Origin of the sequence: Paenibacillus sp. FSL H8-0260 (assembly GCF_045040625.1) — a bacterium.
Classification (GTDB): Bacteria; Bacillota; Bacilli; order Paenibacillales; family Paenibacillaceae; genus Paenibacillus_AQ; species Paenibacillus_AQ odorifer.
This window is the reverse complement of record NZ_CP150298.1, coordinates 4,024,981-4,050,313: the sequence shown is the minus strand read 5'-3', so window position 1 is coordinate 4,050,313 and position 25,333 is coordinate 4,024,981. Positions and strand designations below refer to the sequence as shown.

The following is a 25,333-nucleotide window of genomic DNA, read 5'->3' as shown; positions in this document are numbered from 1 at the left end:
CATGCTGCGAGCGATTATTGTAGATGATGAGGAGTTATCGGTAAAACGCCTGAAGCGGATCTTATCGCAGAGCGGAGAGATTGATGTCTATGAGACGTTTTTGAATCCTGCGGAAGCCTATGCTTTTGCGAAGGCCAATCCGATAGATGTAGCTTTTTTAGATATTTCTATGCCTGAGACGAATGGGATGAAGTTTTCTAGCCTTTTGCATGAATTGGATGAATCGATAGATGTGGTTTTTGTAACCGGATTTGATGAGTATGCGCTGCAGGCTTTTGACCTGAGTGCAGTGGATTATCTTTTGAAGCCTGTAACTGCGGAGCGGTTGTCTAAGACGTTAGAGAAACTCAAAAAAATAAATCGAAATACAACGGCTGAGCCTACGTTAGAAGTTTTTTTATTTAATGGTTTAAAAGTGTACCGCAGAACGCAGAACAGAGAGCTAATCAAGCTGAGAAGTCCAAAAACAGAAGAATTATTTGCTTTTCTGGTTAGTAAAGGGACGGTTAGCCGGGAGGAAATTATCGACACGTTGTGGAGCGGATTGGAGCCTGAAAAAGCATGGAAGAATCTGAACTCGACGCTGTATTATATTCGAAAAGCAATCGGCGCCAATTATATAAAAGCTAGCAGGAATGAAATTCATGTAGTAGAAAGCAGCATTTATTGTGATCTGTATGAATTTGAGCGATTGTTAAAGCAAATCAGGCAAACCTCTGAAAGACATGTTGAATGGATGATTCAAGCAGAAGTTTTATACACAGGAGCATTACTCAAAGGAAAAGCCTATGAATGGGCCAGTGGCAGGACGCGCAGACTCGAGCATGAATATATAGGATTGCTGGAGCTGGCTGCAAGATTTCATTTGGAGCAGAATCAGCAGCAGCAAGCACTGCATTATTTTGGAGAAATATTAAAATTAGATTCCTTGCGAGAGGACATCTATCATGAAATCATCAACTTATTAATTGAATTAGGGCGAATGAATGAAGCACAGCGGAAATTTGGTCAATTGGAAGAGATGCTGCAGCAAGAGCTTGGAACAACACCCGATCCTAAACTTAAAGCGTTAATGAAACAGAAGTTATTGTAATGGAAGGAACCTTCGAAAGGATGGCTATCGAGGGTTCTTTTTTTGTTTATTTTTTGTTTATCTTAATTTTGTATAATACTCTCGATTATTGTCGAATTAAGGACATGATTTATGCTAGAGGGGGAAATAGAGTTTGAAGCCATCATTTATGAAAATAGGCATTAGTATTTCGTTATGTACTGGACTTGTGGTGCAGGGGGTAGGTCCTATGCAATCTCCAATCATAAGTGCAAAAGCTAGTTTCGGTTGGATCGAGAATAGCCCAGCTATAATAACGTCGATCAATGAAGATGACTATTCCAACGCAGGAGTTGAGGTAGCCAGCTTTTTGACAGGAAAAGTATCGGATCCAGCGTCAACAGGGATTGCTGTAGTAGCTTTAGATAATACCAAAGGGGCCTGGCAGTATTACAACACGGTGGGACGAATTTGGTATAATATCGAGCCGGTGTCGAACAGTAATGCTTTTCTGCTGCTGAAATCGGAGAAAATCCGTTTTGTCCCGGCGAAAGACTGGAACGGAACGGCATCCATTAGCTTTAAGCTATGGGATACAACAGCATCCGGTTATCAAAATTATCAAAAAAATGCGAATACCACAGTATCTGCCGCGTTCAGCTCAGATCCGGGTATAGCCGTAATTACTGTAAATCCAGTGAACGATGCACCTTATCTGACAGAACTAAATGGTGGGGACTATCTTAGTTTTGACGGTAACGGGGATTATGTGACCTTCCCGGATCAACGGATTTATGGGAATTCTTTTACAGTTGAAGGATTTTTGAAGGTAGATGCTTTTCAGACATGGATGAGATTTTTTGAATCATCGATCGCAGAGCAGAACCACAATATTTTTGTGGGTTTTAACGGCAAACGGATGAATTTCACTGCCTACACTAATAAGGGAGATATTAATGTCACTGAGGATTTCCCGATTTCTAAATGGGTTCATGTCGCGATTGTTTATGATCACAGTCAGAAAAAGGGACGGATTTATTGGGATGGTGTACTTAAGGCAGAAGGGGCCATGGATTTAAGTACAGTAGGAAACGTTGCACGTCCGAATAACTGGCTTGGAAAAAGCACGTGGAGACAGGACGGAGATTATAACGGTGGAATGAGAGACGTGAGGTTCTGGAGTAAAGCCAAGACCCAAAGTGATATTGTTCGAGAAATGAATGTCGACTTGACAGGCTCGGAACCTAATCTGGCTTTAAACTATAAATTAGCGAATAGCAATGATGGGAATGTCGCTATTAATACCTCTGGTCTTCCCCTTAAGAACGGCACAATTACTGGGGCAACCTGGAAGCAGGACACAGGTTTTATGGGGAATACTACAACCGATAAAAACAAGTCGGTCTCACGATCCTTTAAGGTCCTCGATGTGGATGGAGATGACCTACAAGTATCAGCTACTTCCTCGAATACGCTCTTAATTCCGAATAATGGACTGAAAATAAGTGGAAGTGGTGAGCAACGAACTTTAGAAATAACACCCGCAGCGAATGCTTTTGGCACCAGTGTGATTTCTGTTAAGGTAAGTGATGGAGCATTAAGCAACACCTACACTTTTAATGTGACCGTAAACAATACGGGGGATGTAATCGTAACCGGAGTGACCCTGGATAAACCATCACTCAGTTTAACGGAAGGAGAAGTAGGAGACACGCTTAGTGCCGTAATAGCACCTGCTAATGCCACGAACAAAACAGTAAATTGGAGCTCTAGTGATGAGACTGTTGCAACCGTTGTGAACGGAGTAGTAACTCCGGTTGGAGAGGGGACAGCAGTTATTACGGTAACGACTACTGATGGAAGTTTTACTGCTTCGTCTGTAGTAAATGTGAGTGCCCCAATCCCGCCCGTTGTGGATGTAACTGGAGTGAAGCTAGATCAGGAGACACTGAATTTAACAGCTGGTGAAGCTGATGGACTCCTAAAAGCAACAATAGAGCCTGCCAATGCAACGGATAAAGACGTGATCTGGAGCTCGAGCGATGAAACAGTCGCGACCGTTGTGAACGGAGTAGTAACTCCGGTTGGAGAGGGGACAGCAGTTATTACGGTAACGACTACTGATGGAAGTTTTACTGCTTCGTCTGTAGTAAATGTGAGTGCCCCAATCCCGCCCGTTGTGGATGTAACTGGAGTGAAGCTAGATCAGGAGACACTAGATTTAACAGCTGGTGAAGCTGATGGACTCCTCAAAGCAACAATAGAGCCTGCCAATGCAACGGATAAAGACGTGATCTGGAGCTCTAGTGATGAGACAGTTGCAACCGTTGTGAACGGTGTGGTAACTCCGGTTGGAGAGGGGACAGCAGTTATTACGGTAACGACTACTGATGGAAGTTTTACAGCTTCGTCTGTAGTAAATGTGAGTGCCCCAATCCCGCCCGTTGTGGATGTAACTGGAGTGAAGCTAGATCAGGAGACACTGAATTTAACAGCTGGTGAAGCTGATGGAATTCTAAAAGCAACAATAGAGCCTGCGAATGCAACGGATAAAGACGTGATCTGGAGCTCGAGCGATGAAACAGTCGCGACCGTTGTGAACGGAGTAGTAACTCCGGTTGGAGAGGGGACAGCAGTTATTACGGTAACGACGAAAGATGGAAGTTTTACAGCTACAACCACAGTTAATGTAGCCGCTCCTAAGCCACCTGACGTTATCGTAACTGGGGTGACTTTAGACCAGACAGAACTTAACTTAACGGTGGGTGAAGGCGAGGGAACTCTACAAGCGACAGTAGCACCTGCTAATGCAACAAATAAAGGTATGATCTGGAGCTCGAGCGATGAGACAGTAGCTAAGGTTGTTTATGGAGTAGTAACGCCGATTGGTGAAGGAACAGCCATCATAACGGTAACGACGAAAGATGGTAGTTATACGGCTTCTACAACCGTTACTGTGAAGGCACCTGTTAAACCAGTTACAGCACCTGGAATTCCAACATCCGTAACTGCAACAGCAGAAAATGGTCAAGCAATCATCACCTTTATCCCGCCGGTGAACGATGGAGGCAGCGAAATCACAGGATATATTGTAACTGCTAATCCGGGAGGTTTGACGGTTACAGGAACTGGAAGTCCTCTGACAATCAGTGGTTTGACGAATGGAACAAGCTATACCTTCACGGTACAGGCAATCAATAAAGCTGGCATCAGCGAATCCTCTGCTGAGTCCAATGCAGTTGTTCCTAGCACTCCATCTGGTGGTGATGTTGTTGTTCCGTCGCAACCAACCCCATCACCAACTCCGGCACCTGTGGTAAATGCTGCTTCCATTCTAATCAATGGTAAAGCGGAAATAGTGGGAACCGCAACGAATGGTAAACGGAATGAGCAAACGTTAACCACCATTGTGTTAGATCAGAAGAAGCTAGAGGACAAGCTCGCCACTGAAGGTAAAGGTACGGTAGTTTCTATCGGTGCAAATAGTAAATCTGATGTTATAGTTGGCGAACTAAACGGACAAATGGTTAAAAATATGCAGGGTAATCAAGCGATTCTTGAGATTAAAGCGGGAAATGCGACATTTACACTGCCTGCTCAACAAATTAATATTGACGCTTTGAACGAGCAAATCGGCAAGTCGGTAGCTTTGCAAGATATTAAGATACAGATTGAAATTAGTGCTCCTACAGCCGATAAAGTTAAAGCTTTAGAATCAGCTGCGCAAAAAGGATCCTTCTCATTAGTTTCCGCGCCAGTTAATTTTACGGCTAGAGGTATCTACGGAGATAAGAGTATTGAACTTTCCCAATTCAATACGTATGTTAAACGTACCATAGCCATTCCTGAAGGGATGGACCCGAACAAGATTACAACTGGAGTGTACGTTGATTCCGAAGGTTCGGTACACCATGTTCCTACTAAAGTGGTTGTAATTGATGGCAAATATTTTGCTACTATCAACAGCCTAAGCGGAGGTACTTACTCCGTAATCTGGCATCCGCTTGAATTTAGTGATGTAGCTAATCACTGGGCAAAAGAGGCAGTGAACGATATGGGCTCCCGATTAGTCATTGAGGGAACAGGTAGTGGTCAATTTACTCCGGATCAAGCCATTACCCGTGCAGAGTTTGCGGCGATTGTTGTACGCGGTCTGGGACTTGAGATGGAACAAGCTGCAACACCATTCTCAGATGTAAAGACCACGGATTGGTATAACAGTGCGATCAACACGGCATTTACTTATCAATTAATCAATGGTTTTGAAGATGGCATGTTCCGCCCTGATGAACATATTACCCGTGAACAAGCGATGTTGATTATTGCTAAAGCGATGAAAATTACAGCGCTACAGACTAAGCTTTCTGTTCAATCGGCTGACGTTTTGTTAGCTCCATTTACAGATAGTAGTGAGGTTTCTAACTGGGCAATCAGTGGAGTTACTGACACTTTGCAGGCAGGCATTATCATGGGAAGAAGCAGTAAAGGGCTTGCTCCGAAAGATGATATGACCAGAGCTGAGGTTGCAGAGATCGTGAAGCGGCTACTTGAAAAGTCGGATTTAATCTAATCTACTGAGCTCCAGAATTGTGATCATTAGAGGATTCGTTCAAAGAACATTGAACGAATCCTCTTTTCTTTTTATGGCTTAGCTCGTTTATACGATAATTAATCATTAATGATGTATTTCAGACAGCACAATCAGGCCATGCAGAACGGCTGAAAGAAATCCTGAAAGCTCATCCGCACCTTGCGAATATAGAGAATAATATATTCGATAGTGATGGTTATACTTCCTTACATTCTGCTGCTTTTCATACGGATAATGTAGAAATAATAGAGTTGTAAATCGAACATGGCGCCGACATTTCTGCTAAAATAAAAAGTGGTGAATCTGCATGGTCGGTTGCGATTAAGCAGAGTAATCATAATGTTGCAGCAATTCTTCGCGGAAAAGGAGTAGTCTTGAATGAAAATCACAGTGGATGATAAGAATGATTCAACGGTAGCTATAATCTCTGGTGAGGAGATCATAATCAATAATGTAAGGGATGCCTTAGACTTAATGATGAATGTGAAATACCAAGGATGCGATAAAATGCTTCTGAGGAAGGAACAGATTACGGATGATTTTTTCGAGCTAAAGTCTGGAGTTGCTGGTGAGATTGCACAAAAATATACAAACTATCAGATGAGAGTTGCTATCGTAGGAGAATTTACAAGCTATAACAGCAAAAGTCTGAATGATTTTATTTACGAATGCAATCAAGGCGATAAAATGTTGTTCAAAAGTACTGAAGCTGAGGCTTTAGCGGCCCTACATTTATGCAAATCGTGGAGATGATCCAGAGAGGAGTTATATCATGGATGAAAGTAAAATCACATATGAATCGATCGATGCCTATATTTCCGGGTTTTCGCTTGAGGTTCAGGAAATCCTTAATACGTTAAGAAAGGTGATAAAAGAGGCGGCACCGGAAGCAGAGGAAAAAATAAGCTATCAGATGCCTACTTTTGCATTACACGGAAATTTGGTGCATTTCGCTGCTTATCCCAAGCATATTGGATTCTATCCAACTCCAAGTGGAATTAATGCTTTTAAAGATGAATTATCAGGCTATAAAGGTGCTAAAGGTTCCGTTCAATTCCCTATTGATAAGCCTATGCCTTATGAATTAATTAGCAAGATTGTAACCTTCCGAGTCGCTGAGAATCTAAAAAAAGTTGAAGCAAAATAAGGTCTCTACTGGTATGAAATAGAGAGGTCCATCTGGTCAGGGCTGGAAGTGTGCATCCATTGTTGATGTTCTTCTTGATGCTGGTGAACATTGGATCCACTTCCGAGGCACTCCTGCCTCTTTTTCCTCATTTCGGACGTCGTACAAACGCCAGTATGATATCCTGGGCATAGTCCCCGAACCCACTTCCGAACAGATTTAGTCCTCGTTTATTGAGTGCATCCTCCCGGATTTCAAAACGTACACGAATAGGTTCATTAAACGCCAGCTTTAAAGAGCTGATTGTAGTCGGAGATGAGAGAGAACCATTACAGCTGCTGCCCGATTCCGAGACACTCCATGTAGTAAGAGCTCCATATTCAGTTCCACTTCTCCAACGTTCAGGGGTCAGTTTCCCTTTGCGGTTCCCGAAATCGGAGGGACAGGTCCAAGTCCCGACTAACTGGTCATTGATGGATAAGCTGATATCACTGGCCCAATCCTCTCGAAATGAAGGGGCTTCTGAGCATACTTCTGCCGAAATGCGGATTTCGTCCAACTCGACGCCTGGAGGCAGGGGGTTGGCAAAATAGTATTCGACATAACCGGCTTCTGCGAACCATAAGAGAGAGGCATCGACTCGTTCAGGCATGTAGAATGCTCTTGGATCATCCTGGGAGCCAATGACGCCACCATCTTTTCCGGCCATCCCGCAGGACGGTTGTATGGAGCAGTGGGAGAACATTCCGATGGGCATATGTATTTCCTCAGTTTGATGCAGCCCATCCCCTAGCTTTGAAGGGAGATCGAGTTGAATAGAGCGACAGGTGACCGCACAGATTTTTTCGCGATTTGCTCCTTGTGTAGACGAGATAAGATTAACCTGTTCTAACGTCTGCACATTGATAGATATCGTTGGCTGAGCTACACCTAACGTCTCAGCTAATTGACTGACACTCATAGGCTTCTCTCCAAGGGCTTCAAGAATGCGGACGCGGACGTCACCAGACAGTGCTTTAGCTACATCTAAAATGCGTGACGCGGGATAACGTATCGTTTCTTGTGAAATATCATTCATCATATTTGTTCCTTTTCGTATAGGATGGGTTGAGGTTATTGTACAATGAAGATCGAGTATTGTAAAATCATAATAAACATTGCGAAAAACATATACTGGTGCTAAAATGGGCTCAACTTCTTATTTTGAAAGGCTGTGCTCGCCATATGACAACTTCTATATTAGCTTCTGAGACACTTGCGATTCCTCGTTCTGAACACCCTCATCCACATTGGCAACGTCATGAATGGATGAATTTGAATGGGCAATGGTCATTTAAGTTTGATCCGAACAATGAAGGTATGAAGGCGTTATGGTACTCCAATCCTGAAATCGCTTACGACTCAATGATCACTGTACCTTTTTCTTGGGTAAGTCCCTTATCCGGAATTGGCTGCGATCAACAAGGAATAGGCTGGTATCGCCGCACCGTGAATGGGCAGGCTGTTGACCAACAAACACGATTGTTTTTACGTTTTGGGGCAGTAGATTATTCATGTGATGTGTGGATAAATGGAGAACATGTAGGTTCACATCAAGGTGGATATGGTTCATTTGAATTTGATATTACACCTTACTGGGCAGCTAATTGTGAGAATAATATTGTCGTAAGAGCTGAGGATTTCGATCATGCTTATCAAGCGCGGGGCAAACAAGGATATGGAGAAATCCGTGGAATATGGCAGCCTGTATGGCTTGAAGCACGTCCCGAAACTTATATGAAAGATGCAAAGTTTGTGACCCGTATAGATGGACAGGTGAAGGTAACTACAAGAATAATTGCGCATGAAACGGGTTCGGCAGAGTTTACGCTGCAATTCGCTGATCATTCTGTTGTTCATACAGAGAAGCTGCAGCTTATAGCAGGGGTGAACGAATGTAAGCTGTCTATCGATGTTCCCAATCCGCATTTGTGGAGTCCAGAAAATCCTTATTTATATGAAGGTGAATTGCAGCTTAGTGGATCGTTTGGTACAGATACAGTCAGCACTTATTTCGGAATTCGCGAAATTCAGACTGCCCGCTTTGAAGATCGTGATTATCGGTGGATCACCTTAAATGGTAAGCCGATATATTTGAACGGTACTCTTGATCAGTCCTATCACAAGACAGGGTTTTTCACCTATCCAACGGATGAAGATATGCGGGATGAAATTTATCTAATGAAACGTTTAGGGCTAAACATGGTGCGAATTCATATCAAGCCCGAAGAACCCCGTAAGCTGTATTGGGCGGATAAGCTTGGCATTCTTGTTATGGAAGATATGCCTTGTTTCTGGGGTAATCCGGATGACAAGGCCAGAGCCTCCTATGAGAGTGAAGCCCTTGAGGTGATTGAACGAGATTATAATCATCCATCTATTTTTTCGTGGGTTATGTTCAACGAGACCTGGGGTTTGAAGACAGATGCTCAGGAGGCTAGCCTCACAAGTGATGTACAGCAGCAGAGTAGTTATCTTAAAGAGACACAGGAATGGGTGCGGGAGAAATATCGCTGGGCGAAGCAGCTTGATCCGACTAGAATTGTTGAGGATAACTCGCCGTGTAATTATGATCATGTGGAATCGGATATTAATACATGGCACTTTTACATTAATGGTTACGAGCAGCTGCAAGCCCACTTAAATGAGGTTGTAGATAAAACATTTCCGGGATCGGAGTTTAACTGTATTGGCGGCAACGTACAGTCTGATGCCCCTCTAATGAACAGCGAATGCGGTAATGTGTGGGGGATAGAAGGTGGTGCAGGGGACAGTGATTTGGCATGGCATTACCGCTATATGATGAATGAATTCCGGCGGCATGATAAGCTATGTGGATTCGTATTTACTGAATTCCGTGATGTTACGAATGAGTTCAATGGTTATTACCGGCTAGACGGGAGCGATAAGGATTTTGGATATGGGGATTTTGTTCCCGGGATGACGATTGCGGATCTGCATTCCCCAGATTTTATCGTGATAGATGCTCCTCCATGCCAGACAGTAGAAGCAGGGCAGAGTGTTAAAGTACCTTTGCTAGGTTCCAGCTTCGCGGACAGCTATCACGGTCATAATTTGAAGCTGAAATGGGAACTGTGGTACGACAATTTGGGGACTCGGGTCACTGCGCAAAGTGGACATATGTCTGTGAAATGGGATAACTTTGGAAACACTATACTTCCTTCTTTGAACATTACAATGCCTGGTCAGGAGGCGGCTGCAATACTTGCTGTTTCTCTGATTAATGAGAAGGGTGAAGCGATCACGCGGAATTTCATTACTTTTGATGTAAGAGGCGGTAATAACACTGTATTGTTTAAAGGTGAAGGAGAATTTATTCAAATTCCAGTGGGAGCTTATACCGATCATAACTTTAAGCATCAATGGGATGCTATCCAAGGATCTAAGATCAATGGTGCTGGGCAAGGTCAGTATGTATACGAGGTTACACTGCCAGATGCAGCAGATAAATCAATGATTGGTGAGATCGAAATCATGTTCGAAGCAAGTGCTAAACGATTGCTGGCGCGGCATGTTGAAGGTACGAAGCTTAATGATATGGGCCTTGATCTTATGCATGGGGCAGATGCGAGGGTGGAATATAATCCGAATACGTATTATATGACGGATGAAGAGCGTCATCCTTCCCGAGTGAACGTTCTGGTGGATGGGCACCGGATTGGTTCTTTCTATTTACCGGATGATCCGGCTGATAGCAGAGGGATTTTGTCTTGGCATTATCAGCCAATAGCGAATAAGCTGGATGAGGCTGGATCTTACGGCTACCTATGCAAGGCAAGTGTACCGGGACAGTTAGCAGCGAAGCTGGATCGCAATCGTGTTTTCCGTTTGGAGCTGCAAGCAGAGGACGGCGGGTTAGCTTTGTATGGCCGTAATGCAGGTCGTTATCCACTGGACTTGTTGATTCGTTATCGCTAAATAACCTTAATATGAAAATAAAGCAATCCCAGCTAAGAAGCAGGGATTGCTTTTTTATCGGTACTGCAAGGTATTATTAAAGTTCTTTATCATTAATGCTGTTTAACCAGCTTTCAATCTCTCCAATGACCGAACTAATGCAGCCATCTTCAAAAGGTGAAGTCAGGCCCGCAAGTTCAACCAGCTTGATAAAGGATTTGCTTCCTCCAGCTTGACATAATTCTAAATAATCACTCCAAGCGGATTTAAAATCTTCATTTGAACGTTTCCAGAACTGGAAGGCACATAGCTGTGCTAGTGTATAGTCAATGTAATAGAACGGGGAGGCGAAGATATGGCCTTGCTTATGCCAAAATCCACCCTGTTCCAGATAAGCATTACCTTCATAATTACGGTGCGGCAAATATTTTTTCTCGATTTCTCGCCATGCTTGCTTACGTTCAGCAGGGGTTGCTTCAGGATTGCTGTAAACAAAATGCTGGAATTCATCTACAGTAACTCCGTAAGGAATAAACTGAAGGCTATCTGCCAAATGATTGAAACGGTATTTGTCTGCATCCTCTTCAAAGAACAATTCCATCCATGGCCAAGCAAAAAACTCCATGCTCATGGAATGGATCTCACAGGCTTCATAAGTAGGAAAAGCATATTCAGGTACATTAATATTTCGGCTTTCATACACCTGGAAGGCATGCCCCACTTCATGGGTCAAGACATCAATATCCCCTGAGGTTCCATTGAAATTTGAGAAGATAAAAGGTGCTTGGTATTGGCTGAAGTAAGTACAATAGCCACCGCCTTGCTTACCTTTTTTACTTACTAAATCCACTAGATTGTTATCCAACATAAAAGTAAAAAATTCATCAGTTTCCGGAGAGAGCTCTTTGTACATCTTGGATCCGTTAGCTACAATCCAGTCAGGATCTCCTTTAGGAGTGGCATTGCCAGTCTTGAAGCTGAAGTTCTCGTCATAAAACTTCAAGGCATCCAGACCTAGGCGTTCAGTCTGCCGTTTCTTAAGCTGTTGGGAGACGGGTACGATATGCTCCAGAACTTGTTTCCGGAAGTTGGCTACCATGTCGGCGTTATAATCGGTACGCATCATCCGGTCATAACCTAGCTCAACAAAGTTGCTGTAACCAAGCTTTTTAGCAATGCGGTCACGGACTTTAACTAGCTCGTCATAGATTCGATCAAAGTCACTCTCATGTTCAGACATAAAATCATATCTGGCTTGTGAAGCACGTTTGCGCATATCGCGATCCGTGGACAATTCAAAAGGAGTAAGCTGAGTCAGTGTCCGTTCTTCGCCTTCGAATGGAATCTTGGCGGACGCGATAAGCTGAGCGTATTCTGTAGAGAGTTTGTTCTCCAATTGTAAATCTTCGATGACTTCTGGACTAAAAGTACGCAGAGCTACTTCTGCAAGCTGAAGCAGCTGCGTGCCCCATTCTTGTTCGAATTCGGCTCTGTATTTGGAATTGACGAGTGCTTTGTAGTAGTCCGTTATGTATTCCTGAACGATAGGGCCAATCTCGTCCATGAATTCCTGTTCAGTCTTGTAGAATTCATCTGTTGTATTGATCGAATGGCGAACGCTAACCAATGTCTGCAGGGTATCAAACTCATTGCGAAGCTTGTTAATAGCGGTAACGGAAGCCTTTTGCACTTCTAATGGCTCGGTGTCATTGAGATCTTTAAGCAGGTTGTTAAAATCCTGTTTGAACTTCTCTACATCCGGGCGCTCATAGCGATAATCATTAAATTTCATTAACTATTCAACTTCCTTTCTATACCAGATAGTCTCTATTATATATTCTGAACAGCAATTTACGATAGACCTGTGTTAGCTGTTTTTAAATAAAAAAAGAACAAATGGACAAAAGTGTAAAAACTTGTTGGATGAAATACGGTTTGATATTATCTAAGAATATAGTAGAAATGATATTTATAGCGATTACTTAGCCTTTAGATAACCCGCATTCACTGCATACGGGTTATCTAAGTTTATATACGAAGTTTTGTATTTTTTCACTTTACATCCTTCCTCCCTCTTTTTTTGCTGTAGCCGCACAACTGTCGACAAACTTAATATATCATGATATACTATTATGTATAAGATGAAAAAAATAGAGTCAGGAGATAACGAAAGTCATGAGTGAGACAACATCATCCAAACCGATGTATGAAAAAATATTTGATGAAGTGAAGCAACTTATCGTTAATAAATCCTATGGACAAGGGGAACGGGTTCCCTCAGAGAAAGAACTGGCTGAAGCCTATAATGTTAGTCGGATTACGAGTAAAAAAGCTCTGGAAATGCTCGCCGCGGAACAATTAATTGTGAGAAAACCGGGGAGAGGTTCATTTGTGGCAGATCCAGCAGTCGATTACATGGAATCAGCGATATCTCCGGGGACGGTCTCCGACGGAACTGTTTTCAATTCCTTTAACCATGAGGAAAAGACGATCGGTCTGGTTATTACCGACTTTGGCAACAGCTATGGCACAGGCTTAATTTATGGCATGGAGCAGGCTTCACGTGATAATGATTGTTTTCTGGTTTTAAGAAGAACGTTTGGGGTGCCGGAGAACGAAGAGAAATCTATTCAGAAGTTGCTCAGCTTAGGTGTAGATGGTCTGATCATTTTTCCGGCTCAAGGCGAATTTTTTAATGCGGAGATTCTAAAATTGGTGATAGGGCGGTTCCCGCTAGTTTTGGTAGATCGCCATTTAAAAGGAGTGGCAGCAGCATCGATCAGTACTGATAATATGCAGGCTGCACTCAAAGGTACGGAGTATTTATTTGATCTCGGGCATACTCATATCTCCTTTCTCTCTCCACCTCCAGCGGATACCACAGCTCTTGAAGAGCGGGTAGAGGGATTTATTCAAGCGCATGCGGAACGGGGAATAGCTGTAGACAAGGGATTGTGGGTCAGCGATTTGACCTCAACACTACCGGATTCCTTCAACGATGAGAATATTGAACATGACATTTCGCGGCTAATTTCTCATTTGCAAAAGAATCCAACAATAACGGCGCTTTTTGCTGTGGAATATAATATTGCGCTGCTGGCTAGAACTGCGGTCCAACGACTTGGGCTACGAATTCCAGAAGATATTTCGATCATTTGCTTTGATAGTCCGCCAACTCCACTTGGTTCGGGTTATGCATTTACCCATTTACGGCAAAATGAAGAAGAGATGGGGCGGCTTGCAGTAGAAAATGTATTGCGAATTATGAACGGGCAGAGTGTGTCCAATAAGATAATGCTGGAAGCTCAGTTGATTTCTGGTGAATCCACAAGCTCCGCTAAACAATCTATCTCTAAATAGAATTTTGGCTTATTCTCCAAATTAAACATATATTAGTTGTTATAAAAACCTATCCTTTTGGATGGGTTTTTTTATTTGTTTTAGATATGTATTTATCATTATAGATGTATTGATATATTATTATAATAAAATAAACATATTGACATACTAATTACATGACAATATACTAATCAATGAAAGCGCTTCAAAGTTAAAAGGAAAAAGGGGGTATTATAACTGAAAGCAACTAGAGAAATACCCGAGTCGATGCATAAACTGGCATCTAGCGTAAAAGCACAGCTGAGTGATCGCCCGAAATTAGCCGAAATGTTCGAGAAATGTATGGCCAACACCTGGAACACAACCTTAAAACGAATGCCAAACGGAAGCACTTTTGTTATTACCGGAGATATTCCAGCGATGTGGCTACGGGATTCCGCCGCACAGGTCAGACCTTTCCTAATCCTTGCCTCCGAAGATGAAGAAATTGCAGACATGATTGAGGGACTTGTACGTAGACAATTTACTTACATCCAGCTTGATCCGTATGCTAACGCATTCAATGAAGAAGAAAGTGGGCATGGCCACCAAGAGGATCTGACGGAGATGAGCCCGGGAGTCTGGGAAAGAAAATATGAAATTGATTCGTTATGTTATCCAATCCAACTGAGTTATCTGCTCTGGAAGAATTCGGGCCGTACTAGTCAGTTTAATGAGTCGTTTGTAACAGGCGTAGAAAGAATCATAACATTATGGACTACCGAACAGAACCATGAGCGCGATTCAAAATATCTTTTTCAACGGATGAACTGTCCGCCCACGGATACGTTAGCTCGAGAAGGCAAAGGGACGTTGACGGCTTATACCGGAATGACTTGGTCTGGATTTCGTCCTAGTGATGATGCCTGTGAATATGGGTATTTGGTTCCGGCCAATATGTTCGCGGTGGTTGTTTTACGATATGTGTGTGAAATTGCCCGTGAGATTTTAGGTGATCAGGAGCTGGAAAAGAAAGCTAGAAAACTATCTGACCAGCTTAATAAGGGAATAAGTGAGTATGGAATTGTAGAACATCCAGAGTTTGGAGCGGTCTATGCCTATGAAGTAGATGGTCTGGGACAGGTGAATTTTATGGATGATGCAAATGTACCTAGTCTACTCTCTATCCCTTATTTGGGTTATGTGACTGCTGATGATCCTATTTATAAAAATACCCGTGAACTTATTTTAAGTAGCACTAATCCTTATTTTTTCGCAGGAAAAGCGGCTGCTGGCATTGGAAGTCCGCATACGCCAAATCGGTATATCTGGCCCATAGCTTTAGCGATGCAGGGAATGACATCTACCCGCTTTGAGGAACAGGAAGCCTTACTTCATCTGCTGGAGAAGACGGATGCAGGAACTGGATTTATGCATGAAGGGTTTCATGTGGATAATCCTGATGAATTTACACGTCCATGGTTCTCTTGGGCAAACATGATGTTCTGTGAGCTTGTACTCATGCGCTGTGGTAAGCAGATTAAGCGCGGTTGAGACCAACAAGGTTTGAATAATCGACTCTAAAGGGGATAGAGAACATGAAAAAATGGCTGGTTACCTCAATTGTTTTGGTAATGACTACTGCACTTGCTGCGGGCTGCGGTGGTAATAACGGATCTGCGGACAAAGAGACCGGAAACACAAGCAAAGCTGGGAGCAGCACCGGGAAAAAGACAGAGCTTACCTTCTGGGGAGATTGGGGCGGTGAGGGGCAGAAGCAATTCGAGACCATGGTGGATGCTTTTAATAAATCGCAGGATAAAATTCACGTAAAATATGTGCTGCAACAGGATATGATCACGAAATTCCTAACTTCTGCGACCAATGGCGGCACTCCTGATGTACTGTTTTGGGACCGTTGGAGAACTTCGCTATATGCCCCGAAAAATGTACTGCATCCGTTGGATGAATACTTAACGCGTGACGGTATTTCCGAAGATGATTTCTACAGTGAATCCCTACGGGAGCTTTCATACGATGACAAATTATATGGGCTGCCGCTTACAGTAGATGCCCGTGCTCTTTTCTATAATAAGAAGCTGCTCGCAGAGGCAGGACTTCAGCCTCCAACAACTTGGGATGAGCTAGAGGCAGCGGCTACGAAGCTAACGAAATGGAATGGCAATAAATTGGAGACTGCAGGTTTTTCTATGGGGGATTTGGGACTTTTTAATATGTATCTCCAACAGGCTGGCGGCACCATGCTTACAGAGGATGGAAAGACCAATTTTAATAATGAGCAGGGCAAGCAGGTGCTTGAGTTCTGGGATCGCCTAATGAACAAGGACAAAGTGTATAAAGTAGGGTTCGAACTTGGACTTGGTGAAGGGCAAGATGCTTTTGTCACAGGTAAAGTGGCTATGCTGTATTCCGGTCCGTGGATGCTCAGCACCTATAACAAATATGGTAAAGACCTGGATTATGGAATCGTTCCTCCTCCAGCCGGACCAAATGGTGATAAAGGTAGTGTCATGGGTGGATTTGGGCTAGTGATTCCAGAAGGCTCCAAACATAAGGAAGAAGCATGGGAGTTCATCAAATGGTGGACAGCGAACAAGGATAACGCGTTGCTCTGGGCAAAGACGAGTCTAAACCTGCCGGGTTATAAGCCATCGATGGAAGATCCATTTTTCAAGGATGATCCAAAGTAGCAGCCGTTTCTGGAAACGTTGGAGTTCGCCAAGGTTCGTCCGAACCATCCTGGATATTCCGTGATGGAGACTGATGCTTTGGCCCCTAATTTGCAGCTTAACCAGCAAAACAAGATGAGCATTGATGAGACCTTGAAGAAATCGCAAGAAGAGGGCGACAAAATGCTGAAGGATAATGAAGTAGTGAAATAATAAGTAAGACATTTGAAGTGAAGGGAGGTTTCGCCTCCCTTTTGCTTAGGAGGGGGTAGCTGAAATGGCTTCCATCAGAAAGCTAGAGAAACATCAGGCGCGGACGGCTTATCTGTTTATTACACCCACGGTATTGCTGTTTACAGTATTCACAGTCATCCCTGTGGTAATGGCGCTATATTTAAGCTTTACCAACTACGATGTACTTAGTAGAAACGATTGGATCGGTTTTGATAACTATCGCCGTTTGATAGAGGACAGTTTGTTATGGAAAACATTCCGAAATGTATTTCTGTATTCCATCATTTTCGTTCCATTTAATATTCTGATTTCGCTTCTCCTCGGGATTCTGCTTAGTCGATCCTGGCGTGGGGTAAAGTTGTTCCGCACATTGAATTATCTGCCTACCCTTACATCCGCCGTTGCTGCTGCTACCGTTTGGATCTGGCTTTTGCATCCTGAATTTGGTTTGGTTAACGGATTGTTGTCTTATGTTGGGATTACGGGTCCAGCTTGGTTATCCGAGACCCGAACGGCGATGTTATCCATTATTATGCTTACCCTCTGGCAATCGGTAGGTTCTAATATGATTATCTACTTGGCAGGTCTGCAGGGCGTGCCTGACTATTTGTATGAATCTGCACGGCTGGACGGTGCTAATAAGCTGGCTTGTTTCCGGTTTATTACTTGGCCGCAGCTGCGACCAACAACCTTTCTGGTCAGTACGATGTCCATCATTGGTGCGTTGCAGTTGTTCGACCAAGCTTTTGTGCTGACGCAGGGGGGTCCGGCGAATATGACAAAGACTCCAGTTTATCTGATCTATCAGCAGGGCTTTAATCAATTGCAAATGGGGTATGCGTCTGCACAAGCATTTGTGCTTGCTATGGCCATTCTTATTTTCTCACTTATAAACATGCGGATCACAAAGGCGGAGGAGTCTATTGTATAAGCCGGGCTTGCCATGCAGAAGGGGGATAGAGGTATGGATACTAGCGGAAGTTCGTTATTAAAAAGAAGCTTAAGCAAATCTATCTATTATATAGTGTGCATAGTTATTGCTATCGTAATGTTTCTACCTTTTTATTGGAGTGTTCTTACATCCTTGAAGCCTGACGAAGAGATCTTCGCCATGCCCATCCAGTGGTTTCCTTCACATTTGACCTTAGAACACTATCGTAAGGCATTTACTACGGTTCCGTTTGCGCTCTATTTCTGGAATTCGCTTGTACTTGCAGTAGCGGGTGTATTGGCGAATCTGTTCTTTGGTTCTATCAGTGGTTATGCGTTCGCAAAATTGAATTTTAAGCTCAATAAGCCGATATTCCGCGTGCTGCTTGCGGCGATGATGATACCAGGCATTGTGACGATGATCCCCACGGTTTATGTCATGCGCCATATTCCTCTTTTTGGAGGAAATGATATTTTTGGTAGCGGGGGTAACGGGCTGATGAACTCATTCTGGGGGATTATTCTTCCGGGCGCTTCTGGAACCTTTGCTGTGTTCTTCATGCGGCAATTCTTTCTTACCTTGCCTAGTGACATGATGGAAATGGCCCGGATCGAAGGCTGTGGAGAGTTTAAAATATTTTGGCGGATATATTTGCCGTTGACTAAACCAGCGCTGGCTACTTTAAGTATCTTTACCTTCCAAGCGGGCTGGAACAGTTTCTTATGGCCAATGATTGTGCTGAATGATCCCGACAAAGCAACGATTCAGATGGGACTTCAAGCTTTTTCTTATAATTTTCAAACAGACTACGGTCCAATGATGGCTGGAGCGCTAGTAGCAATCTTGCCGATATTGGTGTTGTTTTTAGCTCTTCAGCGTTATTTTGTACAGGGGATAGCCTTCAGTGGTATTAAGGGTTAATGCAATAAAAATCGAACCAGGGAGAGAGTCTATATGAATCAATTGGAGATAGGGATTTGGGAGGAACGGGCGAATCAAGCACAAGCTGCATTGGATTCATTCTTCTGGAATGAAGCGATCAAAATGTACAATATAGAAACACCTTGTCCAAATGGAGAATGCAACACGATTTTTCATTATTGGTGGATGGCCCATGCTGTGGATGTATTGGTAGATGGACTACAGCGGACTGGAGAGAACTGGTATGCCAAAAGGCTTTCCGCACTTCATGAAGGTCTGCTACAACGAAATGGTGGTATGTGGCCAAATGAGTTGTATGATGATATGGAATGGACAGCATTGGCGTTGCTGCGTGCTTATCGGGTAACAGGACATGAAGCCTATTTAAATGCTGTGCTTGATCTATGGGAGGATATTAAGACGGCTTGGAATGAACAGTTGGGTGGAGGTCTGGCGTGGAAGAAGGATCAGCTAGATTATAAAAACACACCTGCCAATGCACCTGCCGTCATTCTTGCAGCCCGGTTATATGAACTTTTTCATAAGCAAGAGGATCTGGAGTGGGCGCTCCGTATCTATGAATGGAACAAGATATATTTGATGGATTCTACGACTGGTTTTGTGTGGGATGGGATGAATAGACTCGGGGATGGCCAGATCGATTACGATTGGGAGTTTACTTACTGTCAGGGGGTGTTTCTAGGCGCTGGCCTAGAGCTTTACAAGAATACGGGTGATGTTCATTACTTAGAAGATGCGAATCGAACGGCTAATACATGTATTGATCGGTTATGCGATCCAATTAATCTGATGTTGCCTGATGAAGGCATTGATGATACTGGATTGTTCAAGGGCATTCTGATTCGTTATTTGGTTCAGCTCTGTAAAATATCTCCTGTAAATATCCGTATTCGCGAGGTTATATTGGCCAATGCAATGCAGTTGTGGGAAAAAGGTCTGGATAAACAACTGGGTCTGTGCAGTTCATCGTGGGAAGTGAAACCGGAGCTTCCGGTTCAGCTGAGTATTCAGCTCAGCGGCTTGATGCTTCTGGAGGGTGCTGCGGCACTGGTGGACGAATAGCCTGAAATATATAAAGACACCTCAAGAGAGGTGTCTTTTTGTTGTTTAAATTAACTATCTGCAATTAAAATATCCGATGTTTCCAGCCATTTAATTTAGCGATAGCTTCAATATAATAGTAGTCTCCATAGATCAGGGATACATCTATGAAGGAATCGCCACTGCCAGTTCCGTGCAATAAAATCGCTTCATGCTCTGGTTGCTCCCAGGTTGCGTAATTTTCGGTCAGTGAGCGCAGAATTCGCTCCGCTGCATTTGCATATAGACTTTTTTCGCCTAAGGGTACGATATCTGCAAGCTCTAATAATCCTGAAGCGGCTATAGAGGCTGCGGAGCTATCTCGGAACATCCGGGTATCATCCTCTAGGCGGAAATCCCAATAAGGGACTTGATCCTCAGGCAAAGCAGAGATGAAATAATGTGCGATCCGCTTAGCAGTGTTCAGGAAACGTTCATCACCAGTGTGGCGATAAGTATTGATAAAGCCGTACAATCCCCAAGCTGTTCCTCGGCTCCAAGAGGATTCAGCCGAGTAGCCTTGACCGCCAAAATTCTCAAGATAAGCACCTGTCTCTGCGTCAAAAGAAATAATATGTTTGGTGGATCCATCCTCACGTATGCCATATTGCATTGTCGTTTCGGCGTGGCTAATTGCAATATGCTTATAGCGGGGATCACCTGTCACTTTGCTGGCCCAAAACAGCAGGGAGATATTTAACATACAGTCGATAATTACCCAGCCGTATTTATCTTCATTCCATGCGCGGATGAATTTGCCTACAGGATTATAGCGGGCAGCGAGGAAATTCGCTGCTTCAATCCCTCTGCGCAGGGCATCTTCGTCACCTGTAATTGTATGTTTGATAACAGCGGTCGGAAGGAATTGGAATCCCACATCGTGATGCATCTCAACCGTTGGTTTAACAAACCATTCCTCCAAGGTACCGTCCCAATGCCAAGCAGCCTCCTTGTAAAGATCTTTTCCGGTCATATCATGCATGATCCACAGGAGTCCAGGCCAGAACCCAGTGGTCCACCAGTCTGAACCGATATCATCAAATTTGCCATCTTTTCCAGCGAAATGCGGGCACTTATCACCGATTTGCTCTACCATACGTTCCACTTTTGTATCAAGTCTACCCATGATTTCCTGCCAATAAGGGTTTGTCATTATTATTGCCTCCAGTGTAATTAGGATGTTATGAGTATAGCTTTCTAAAGCTCAGGAAAGTTGTGTTTTGATATAAGGAAATGTTTGATTATTGTCATGTTGAAGTTGGCTTATAATTTAAAACTGACAAAATACAAACATTTCTGCATAACACATTAAAACTTTATCGGTGTTGGAAGCGATACAATCGAAATGAACAGGAGGATGGTAAAGTGGATGATTTACAAGTATATAAAGCACCTAAAGATATCCCGGGACGTGAGGATTATAAGGTCAGAGTACGGCAGCCTGAAGGAGAATGGCATAGCTTGTTTATTTACGAGGTTAAGGTAGATATGCATGAGGTGCGTCCTGCATCCATGGCTTATTTTGATCTGGAAGGTACAGTAGAAGTTGAAGTCACCTGTCTTTATACGGAGATTGATTGTGTGAACATTGCTCCGGCTTCGCGAGGGATCTCTTACGAATATCATGGAAATACCATTTTGTTTAAGCTAACAGGTCCGCAAAAGTTATCGATTGAGATCAACGGTGATATTTTTCGAAATCTGCATTTATTTGCTAACCCTAAGGAGAAGGATGCCCCTCAACCAGAGGATGCTAATGTTCTAGTAGTCCAACCGGGTTTACACCGGAAACCTGATCTTTTACGGCTGCTGGATAATGCCGCTGCTGATCCTCGTGAAAAAAGGAAGGTGCTTTATTTCGCTCCAGGCACACATTATATAGAAGAAACAGTATTGCCGGTCCCTTCGGAAACCACGGTGTATCTTGCCGGAGGTTCAGTGCTTGTAGGTTCCTTGGTATGCGAGGGAGTTCATGATGTATCCATTCGTGGTCGCGGTATAATTTATCTTGCGGATTTTCATCGATTCTCGGCCTTTCGAGGGATACGAATTATTTTTTCGCGATCCATAAATGTGGAAGGTATTACCGTGATTGATCCGCCACATTACAGCATTTTCATCGGGCAGTCTGAGCAGATTGTGATTGATAATTTCAAATCGTTTAGCACTCGGGGGTGGTCTGATGGCATTGATATTATGTCTAGTTCCGAGGTTAGAATCCGGGATGTTTTTATGCGTAATTCGGATGATTGTATTGCTATTTACGGCTCGAGATGGGATTTTTATGGGGATACCCGCAATATTAGCGTTCGTGATTCCATTCTGTGGGCGGATGTCGCTCATCCATTAATGATTGGTACACATGGGGACCATGAACGGAACGGGGACACCGTTGAGTCTATTGTTTTTGCAAATATTGATATCTTGAATCATCACGAACCGCAAGAGAACTATTGGGGGGCACTGGCGATTAATGCCGGGGATCGAAATAGGGTATGTAATGTTCTATATGAAAATATACGTGTAGAGCGGATTGAGCGGGGGCAGCTAATTGATGTGCGGGTGGTCTATAACAAGGATTACAATCCAGAGCCGGGGACAAGCATCCGGGACATTACATTTCGCGACATCAGCTATAGCGGGACGGCCAACCCTTCACGAATTTATGGATATGACGAAGAGAGAGCTGTTGAAAATGTGACCTTTGTCAATTTAAGGATCAATGGTGAACTGGTGGACGCCCCCCGCCCAGAGCTGATAGATATTAATCATTTTGCTAAAAATATACTCTTCGTTACTGAAAAAAATACGGTTGTGTAGATTGGATCTAATTACTTTTTCTATATTTTAATGGCGTCGTCCCTAGGACTCTTTTGAACAGTTGATTGAAATATGAGGCATTTGGAAAACCAACAGTGATTCCGATTTGCTCCACAGGCAGGTCTGTCGTTCCTAACAAGCGGCAGGCCTGTTTGATCCGGCGGGCAGTCAGATAATCAACAAGCCTTCCTCCGGTTTCCTGATGAAAGATTCTGGAGATATAGGATTTGGACAAGTGAATCTCCTCAGCTAACTGATCCAGATTAACCTCCTCATGATAATGCTCTTCGATAAAACTCATGATTTTCTCAGAATAGCGCAAGGTTCGCCGTTCTCCTGATTGGAATACATGCTGATCTTCAGTTCCTATATTGCTCAATAATTGAAGAATTAACAGTGAAATGTCTTCGGTATCCTCAGTCAGACTGACTTTTTTATTGTGATTATATTGCTCCAGAATCCACTCCACAGACTCAACGTGATCCTTAAGATCAAAGGCACAATGTGTATTTTTCCCTTGCCAAAGCGCTGTGAATAAAGTCTTCCTTTTCGCAAAACCTTCCAGCAGGTGTTCAGCAACATGTGGATCAATGTAGAAGATGGTTCGTTCAAAAGGACACTCGGGAGAAACCTCAGAATAGATCCGGTGCAGCTGATAGGGCTGGAAAAAGAATAACATTCCCCTGCGGATATCGTACATCTGCTGATTCACAACAACGTTTCCCTGTCCGCCATACACGAACATGACTTCACAGCATTGATGCCAGTGATAATAACCTTTGTAATAGTCGTCGGTATATATTTTATAATCCCAAATCAAGGTCTTATGTTCTTCAAAAACAACAGGTTCGAACAGCTGCTTCATAGGCCCTCCAAGATGACAAAATACAAACATTTTCTTATATCTCATTATAACTTTAATCGTTATGAAAGCGATACAATAAATACGTTAAACTATGAAAAATCCGGTAGTGGAGGGTAACATTATGACGCAAAAAATTGTTAATCCGGTGTTGGCAGGTTTTCATCCAGATCCGTCTTTTATTAGAGTAGGGGATGATTATTATATCGCAACCTCTACTTTTGAATGGTTTCCCGGTGTAGAAATCCATCATTCCAAGGATCTGGTTCATTGGCATTCCATTTCACGTGTGCTGACAGAAGCCTCACAAGTAGATCTGCGTGGTAACGTAAGCTCTGGTTCCATTTGGGCGCCCGCGCTTTCTTATGATCAAGGCGTATTTTATCTGCTATTTACAGATGTGAAATCTCGCAAAAGTGTATATAAAGATCTGCATAATTATTTAATTACAGCGACGGATATCATGGGCCCGTGGAGTGAGCCGGTTAGACTTAATGGCAGCGGATTTGATCCATTTTTGTTCCATGATCTGGACGGAACCAAATGGCTGCTTAATATGCGTTGGGATTTCCGTAAAAATCACAATAACTTCTCTGGCATCGTTATGCAGCAATATGACCCGGAGACTGGCAAATTAACGGGACCTATCCATGAAATTTATAAAGGGACACCTATCGGTGTGACCGAAGGTCCGCAATTGTACCAGAAGGATGGGTACTATTACTTACTGACAGCTGAAGGAGGCACTGGCATCAACCATATGGTCACCTTAGCTAGAAGCAGAAGCCTCACAGGTCCTTATGAGACGGATCCGGATTTCCCGATTATGACCACGGCGCATGATCTGACCTACCCGTTTCAGCAAGCAGGGCACGGATCGCTCGTAGAGACTCAGAATGGGGACTGGTACATGGCGCATTTATGCACACGTCCGATTCCGGGAACGTCAACGATGAATCCGTTAGGCCGGGAAACTGCGATTCAACGCTGTGAATGGACAGAGGATGGCTGGTTGCGATTGGCCCACGGAGGGAAGCTGCCTGCATTGGAGACCGTGGCTCCTGAACTGCCGATATTCACTTTTGAGGAGCTGCCAAACAGAGATGAATTTGATGGAGAGGTTCTTGGATTTCCATACCAAAGCTTGCGTGTGCCCTTTGATGAATCTTGGGTTAGCTTGAAGGAACGTCCGGGTTTTCTTCGTCTGCGCGGCAGAGAGTCATTAGCTTCACTGCATGATCAGAGTTTAATTGCCCGGCCGATTCAACATTTTGAATGCTTAGCTACAACCTGTCTGGAATTCGAGCCGGATAGCTTCCTGCAAATGGCTGGGTTAGTCCTCTATTATGATGACAGTGATTACTATTATTTGCGTGTTACCGCAGATGAGATTCGTGGAACTAGTTTGGGCGTTGTGCTGTGTAGAGGTGGCAAATACGATGAGATTTCCTCTATGCAGCTATCTGTGAAAGATTGGGATCGTTATTATCTAAAGGCGGAAATTCATGGACGTGATCTGTTGTTTTATGCTTCATCAGACGGGGTGAATTGGACAGCTGTCTGTACTCCCTTAGATTTTGGTACGCTTTCGGATGAATATGGCGGCAAGCTTGGCTTTACCGGTTCCTATGTCGGGGTATGTGCTCAGGATTTGGATCAGCAAGCGAAGCCGGCTTATTTTGACTATTTTGAATATAAAGCTTTATAGGTGTTCGGAAAAACCATAACATT

General features: G+C 43.5%; 16 protein-coding genes and 1 pseudogene. 13 read left to right on the top strand and 4 right to left on the bottom strand.

Annotation, left to right across the window (positions count from 1 at the left end):
* Position 1 precedes the first annotated feature (1 nt).
* The 4 genes from MHI51_RS18020 to MHI51_RS18005 all read left to right on the top strand — a co-directional run bounded on the left by MHI51_RS18020 (position 2) and on the right by MHI51_RS18005 (position 6,789).
* Positions 2-1,093 carry a response regulator gene (locus MHI51_RS18020; RefSeq protein ID WP_076219943.1) on the top strand — a complete coding sequence of 364 codons (1,092 nt, stop codon included), beginning with the start codon at positions 2-4 and terminating at the stop codon, positions 1,091-1,093.
* 133 nt (positions 1,094-1,226) lie between these two features.
* Entirely contained in the window at positions 1,227-5,621 is a 4,395-nt protein-coding gene (locus MHI51_RS18015) for an Ig-like domain-containing protein (RefSeq protein ID WP_405173145.1), read from the top strand.
* A gap of 399 nt (positions 5,622-6,020) precedes the next feature.
* Positions 6,021-6,395, top strand: coding sequence for a DUF4180 domain-containing protein (locus MHI51_RS18010; protein ID WP_076128242.1), 375 nt, complete (start codon positions 6,021-6,023; stop codon positions 6,393-6,395).
* A 19-nt stretch (positions 6,396-6,414) separates the two neighbouring features.
* Positions 6,415-6,789, top strand: coding sequence for an iron chaperone (locus MHI51_RS18005; protein ID WP_076304056.1), 375 nt, complete (start codon positions 6,415-6,417; stop codon positions 6,787-6,789).
* Positions 6,790-6,916: 127 nt separating this feature from the next.
* Here MHI51_RS18005 and MHI51_RS18000 read toward each other — a convergent pair whose 3' ends face one another.
* Positions 6,917-7,849, bottom strand: coding sequence for a transcriptional regulator (locus MHI51_RS18000; RefSeq protein ID WP_256719113.1), 933 nt, complete (start codon positions 7,847-7,849; stop codon positions 6,917-6,919).
* Between the two features lie 143 nt (positions 7,850-7,992).
* Here MHI51_RS18000 and MHI51_RS17995 point away from each other — a divergent pair, with 143 nt between their 5' ends.
* Positions 7,993-10,746 (top strand): glycoside hydrolase family 2 protein, encoded by a 2,754-nt coding sequence (locus MHI51_RS17995; RefSeq protein ID WP_076278185.1) that lies wholly within the window; start codon positions 7,993-7,995, stop codon positions 10,744-10,746.
* A 76-nt stretch (positions 10,747-10,822) separates the two neighbouring features.
* Here MHI51_RS17995 and MHI51_RS17990 read toward each other — a convergent pair whose 3' ends face one another.
* On the bottom strand, positions 10,823-12,517 hold the full coding sequence (locus MHI51_RS17990; protein ID WP_405173144.1) for a M3 family oligoendopeptidase: 1,695 nt from the start codon (positions 12,515-12,517) through the stop codon (positions 10,823-10,825).
* A 383-nt stretch (positions 12,518-12,900) separates the two neighbouring features.
* Between MHI51_RS17990 and MHI51_RS17985 the strand changes: the two genes are divergently transcribed.
* The 6 genes and pseudogenes from MHI51_RS17985 (at position 12,901) to MHI51_RS17960 (ending at position 19,902) form a co-directional block, all read left to right on the top strand.
* Positions 12,901-14,085, top strand: coding sequence for a substrate-binding domain-containing protein (locus MHI51_RS17985; RefSeq protein WP_076278187.1), 1,185 nt, complete (start codon positions 12,901-12,903; stop codon positions 14,083-14,085).
* A gap of 246 nt (positions 14,086-14,331) precedes the next feature.
* A complete protein-coding gene (locus MHI51_RS17980) occupies positions 14,332-15,597 on the top strand; it encodes a glycoside hydrolase family 125 protein (protein ID WP_076128250.1) in 1,266 nt (421 codons plus the stop codon).
* 44 nt (positions 15,598-15,641) lie between these two features.
* A pseudogene (locus MHI51_RS17975) lies at positions 15,642-16,946 on the top strand (ABC transporter substrate-binding protein).
* A gap of 64 nt (positions 16,947-17,010) precedes the next feature.
* Complete coding sequence (locus MHI51_RS17970) at positions 17,011-17,898, top strand: sugar ABC transporter permease (RefSeq protein WP_342409869.1); 888 nt, start codon at positions 17,011-17,013, stop codon at positions 17,896-17,898.
* A gap of 33 nt (positions 17,899-17,931) precedes the next feature.
* Positions 17,932-18,819: a carbohydrate ABC transporter permease gene (locus MHI51_RS17965; protein ID WP_405173143.1), complete on the top strand. Its 888-nt coding sequence runs from the start codon at positions 17,932-17,934 to the stop codon at positions 18,817-18,819.
* A gap of 33 nt (positions 18,820-18,852) precedes the next feature.
* Entirely contained in the window at positions 18,853-19,902 is a 1,050-nt protein-coding gene (locus MHI51_RS17960; protein ID WP_405173142.1) for a glycoside hydrolase family 76 protein, read from the top strand.
* A gap of 64 nt (positions 19,903-19,966) precedes the next feature.
* On the opposite strand, the gene MHI51_RS17955 is transcribed toward MHI51_RS17960, so the two are convergent.
* A complete protein-coding gene (locus MHI51_RS17955; protein WP_405173141.1) occupies positions 19,967-21,073 on the bottom strand; it encodes a glycoside hydrolase family 88 protein in 1,107 nt (368 codons plus the stop codon).
* A gap of 212 nt (positions 21,074-21,285) precedes the next feature.
* Here MHI51_RS17955 and MHI51_RS17950 point away from each other — a divergent pair, with 212 nt between their 5' ends.
* Entirely contained in the window at positions 21,286-22,740 is a 1,455-nt protein-coding gene (locus MHI51_RS17950) for a glycosyl hydrolase family 28 protein (protein ID WP_405173140.1), read from the top strand.
* A gap of 7 nt (positions 22,741-22,747) precedes the next feature.
* Here MHI51_RS17950 and MHI51_RS17945 read toward each other — a convergent pair whose 3' ends face one another.
* Positions 22,748-23,605, bottom strand: a complete 858-nt coding sequence (locus tag MHI51_RS17945; protein WP_342409864.1) for an AraC family transcriptional regulator — start codon at positions 23,603-23,605, stop codon at positions 22,748-22,750.
* Between the two features lie 121 nt (positions 23,606-23,726).
* Here MHI51_RS17945 and MHI51_RS17940 point away from each other — a divergent pair, with 121 nt between their 5' ends.
* Positions 23,727-25,310: a glycoside hydrolase family 43 protein gene (locus MHI51_RS17940; RefSeq protein WP_342409863.1), complete on the top strand. Its 1,584-nt coding sequence runs from the start codon at positions 23,727-23,729 to the stop codon at positions 25,308-25,310.
* Positions 25,311-25,333 lie beyond the last annotated feature (23 nt).

Excerpts from the sequence above, each read along its gene's own strand:
- MHI51_RS18020 (WP_076219943.1), top strand. The coding sequence starts at position 2 with ATGCTGCGAGCGATTATTGTAGATGATGAGGAGTTATCGGTAAAACGC.
- MHI51_RS18010 (WP_076128242.1), top strand. The coding sequence starts at position 6,021 with ATGAAAATCACAGTGGATGATAAGAATGATTCAACGGTAGCTATAATC.
- MHI51_RS18005 (WP_076304056.1), top strand. The coding sequence starts at position 6,415 with ATGGATGAAAGTAAAATCACATATGAATCGATCGATGCCTATATTTCC.
- MHI51_RS18000 (WP_256719113.1), bottom strand. The coding sequence starts at position 7,849 with ATGATGAATGATATTTCACAAGAAACGATACGTTATCCCGCGTCACGC.
- MHI51_RS17995 (WP_076278185.1), top strand. The coding sequence starts at position 7,993 with ATGACAACTTCTATATTAGCTTCTGAGACACTTGCGATTCCTCGTTCT.
- MHI51_RS17990 (WP_405173144.1), bottom strand. The coding sequence starts at position 12,517 with ATGAAATTTAATGATTATCGCTATGAGCGCCCGGATGTAGAGAAGTTC.
- MHI51_RS17985 (WP_076278187.1), top strand. The coding sequence starts at position 12,901 with ATGAGTGAGACAACATCATCCAAACCGATGTATGAAAAAATATTTGAT.
- MHI51_RS17980 (WP_076128250.1), top strand. The coding sequence starts at position 14,332 with ATGCATAAACTGGCATCTAGCGTAAAAGCACAGCTGAGTGATCGCCCG.
- MHI51_RS17970 (WP_342409869.1), top strand. The coding sequence starts at position 17,011 with ATGGCTTCCATCAGAAAGCTAGAGAAACATCAGGCGCGGACGGCTTAT.
- MHI51_RS17965 (WP_405173143.1), top strand. The coding sequence starts at position 17,932 with ATGGATACTAGCGGAAGTTCGTTATTAAAAAGAAGCTTAAGCAAATCT.
- MHI51_RS17960 (WP_405173142.1), top strand. The coding sequence starts at position 18,853 with ATGAATCAATTGGAGATAGGGATTTGGGAGGAACGGGCGAATCAAGCA.
- MHI51_RS17955 (WP_405173141.1), bottom strand. The coding sequence starts at position 21,073 with ATGACAAACCCTTATTGGCAGGAAATCATGGGTAGACTTGATACAAAA.
- MHI51_RS17945 (WP_342409864.1), bottom strand. The coding sequence starts at position 23,605 with ATGAAGCAGCTGTTCGAACCTGTTGTTTTTGAAGAACATAAGACCTTG.
- MHI51_RS17940 (WP_342409863.1), top strand. The coding sequence starts at position 23,727 with ATGACGCAAAAAATTGTTAATCCGGTGTTGGCAGGTTTTCATCCAGAT.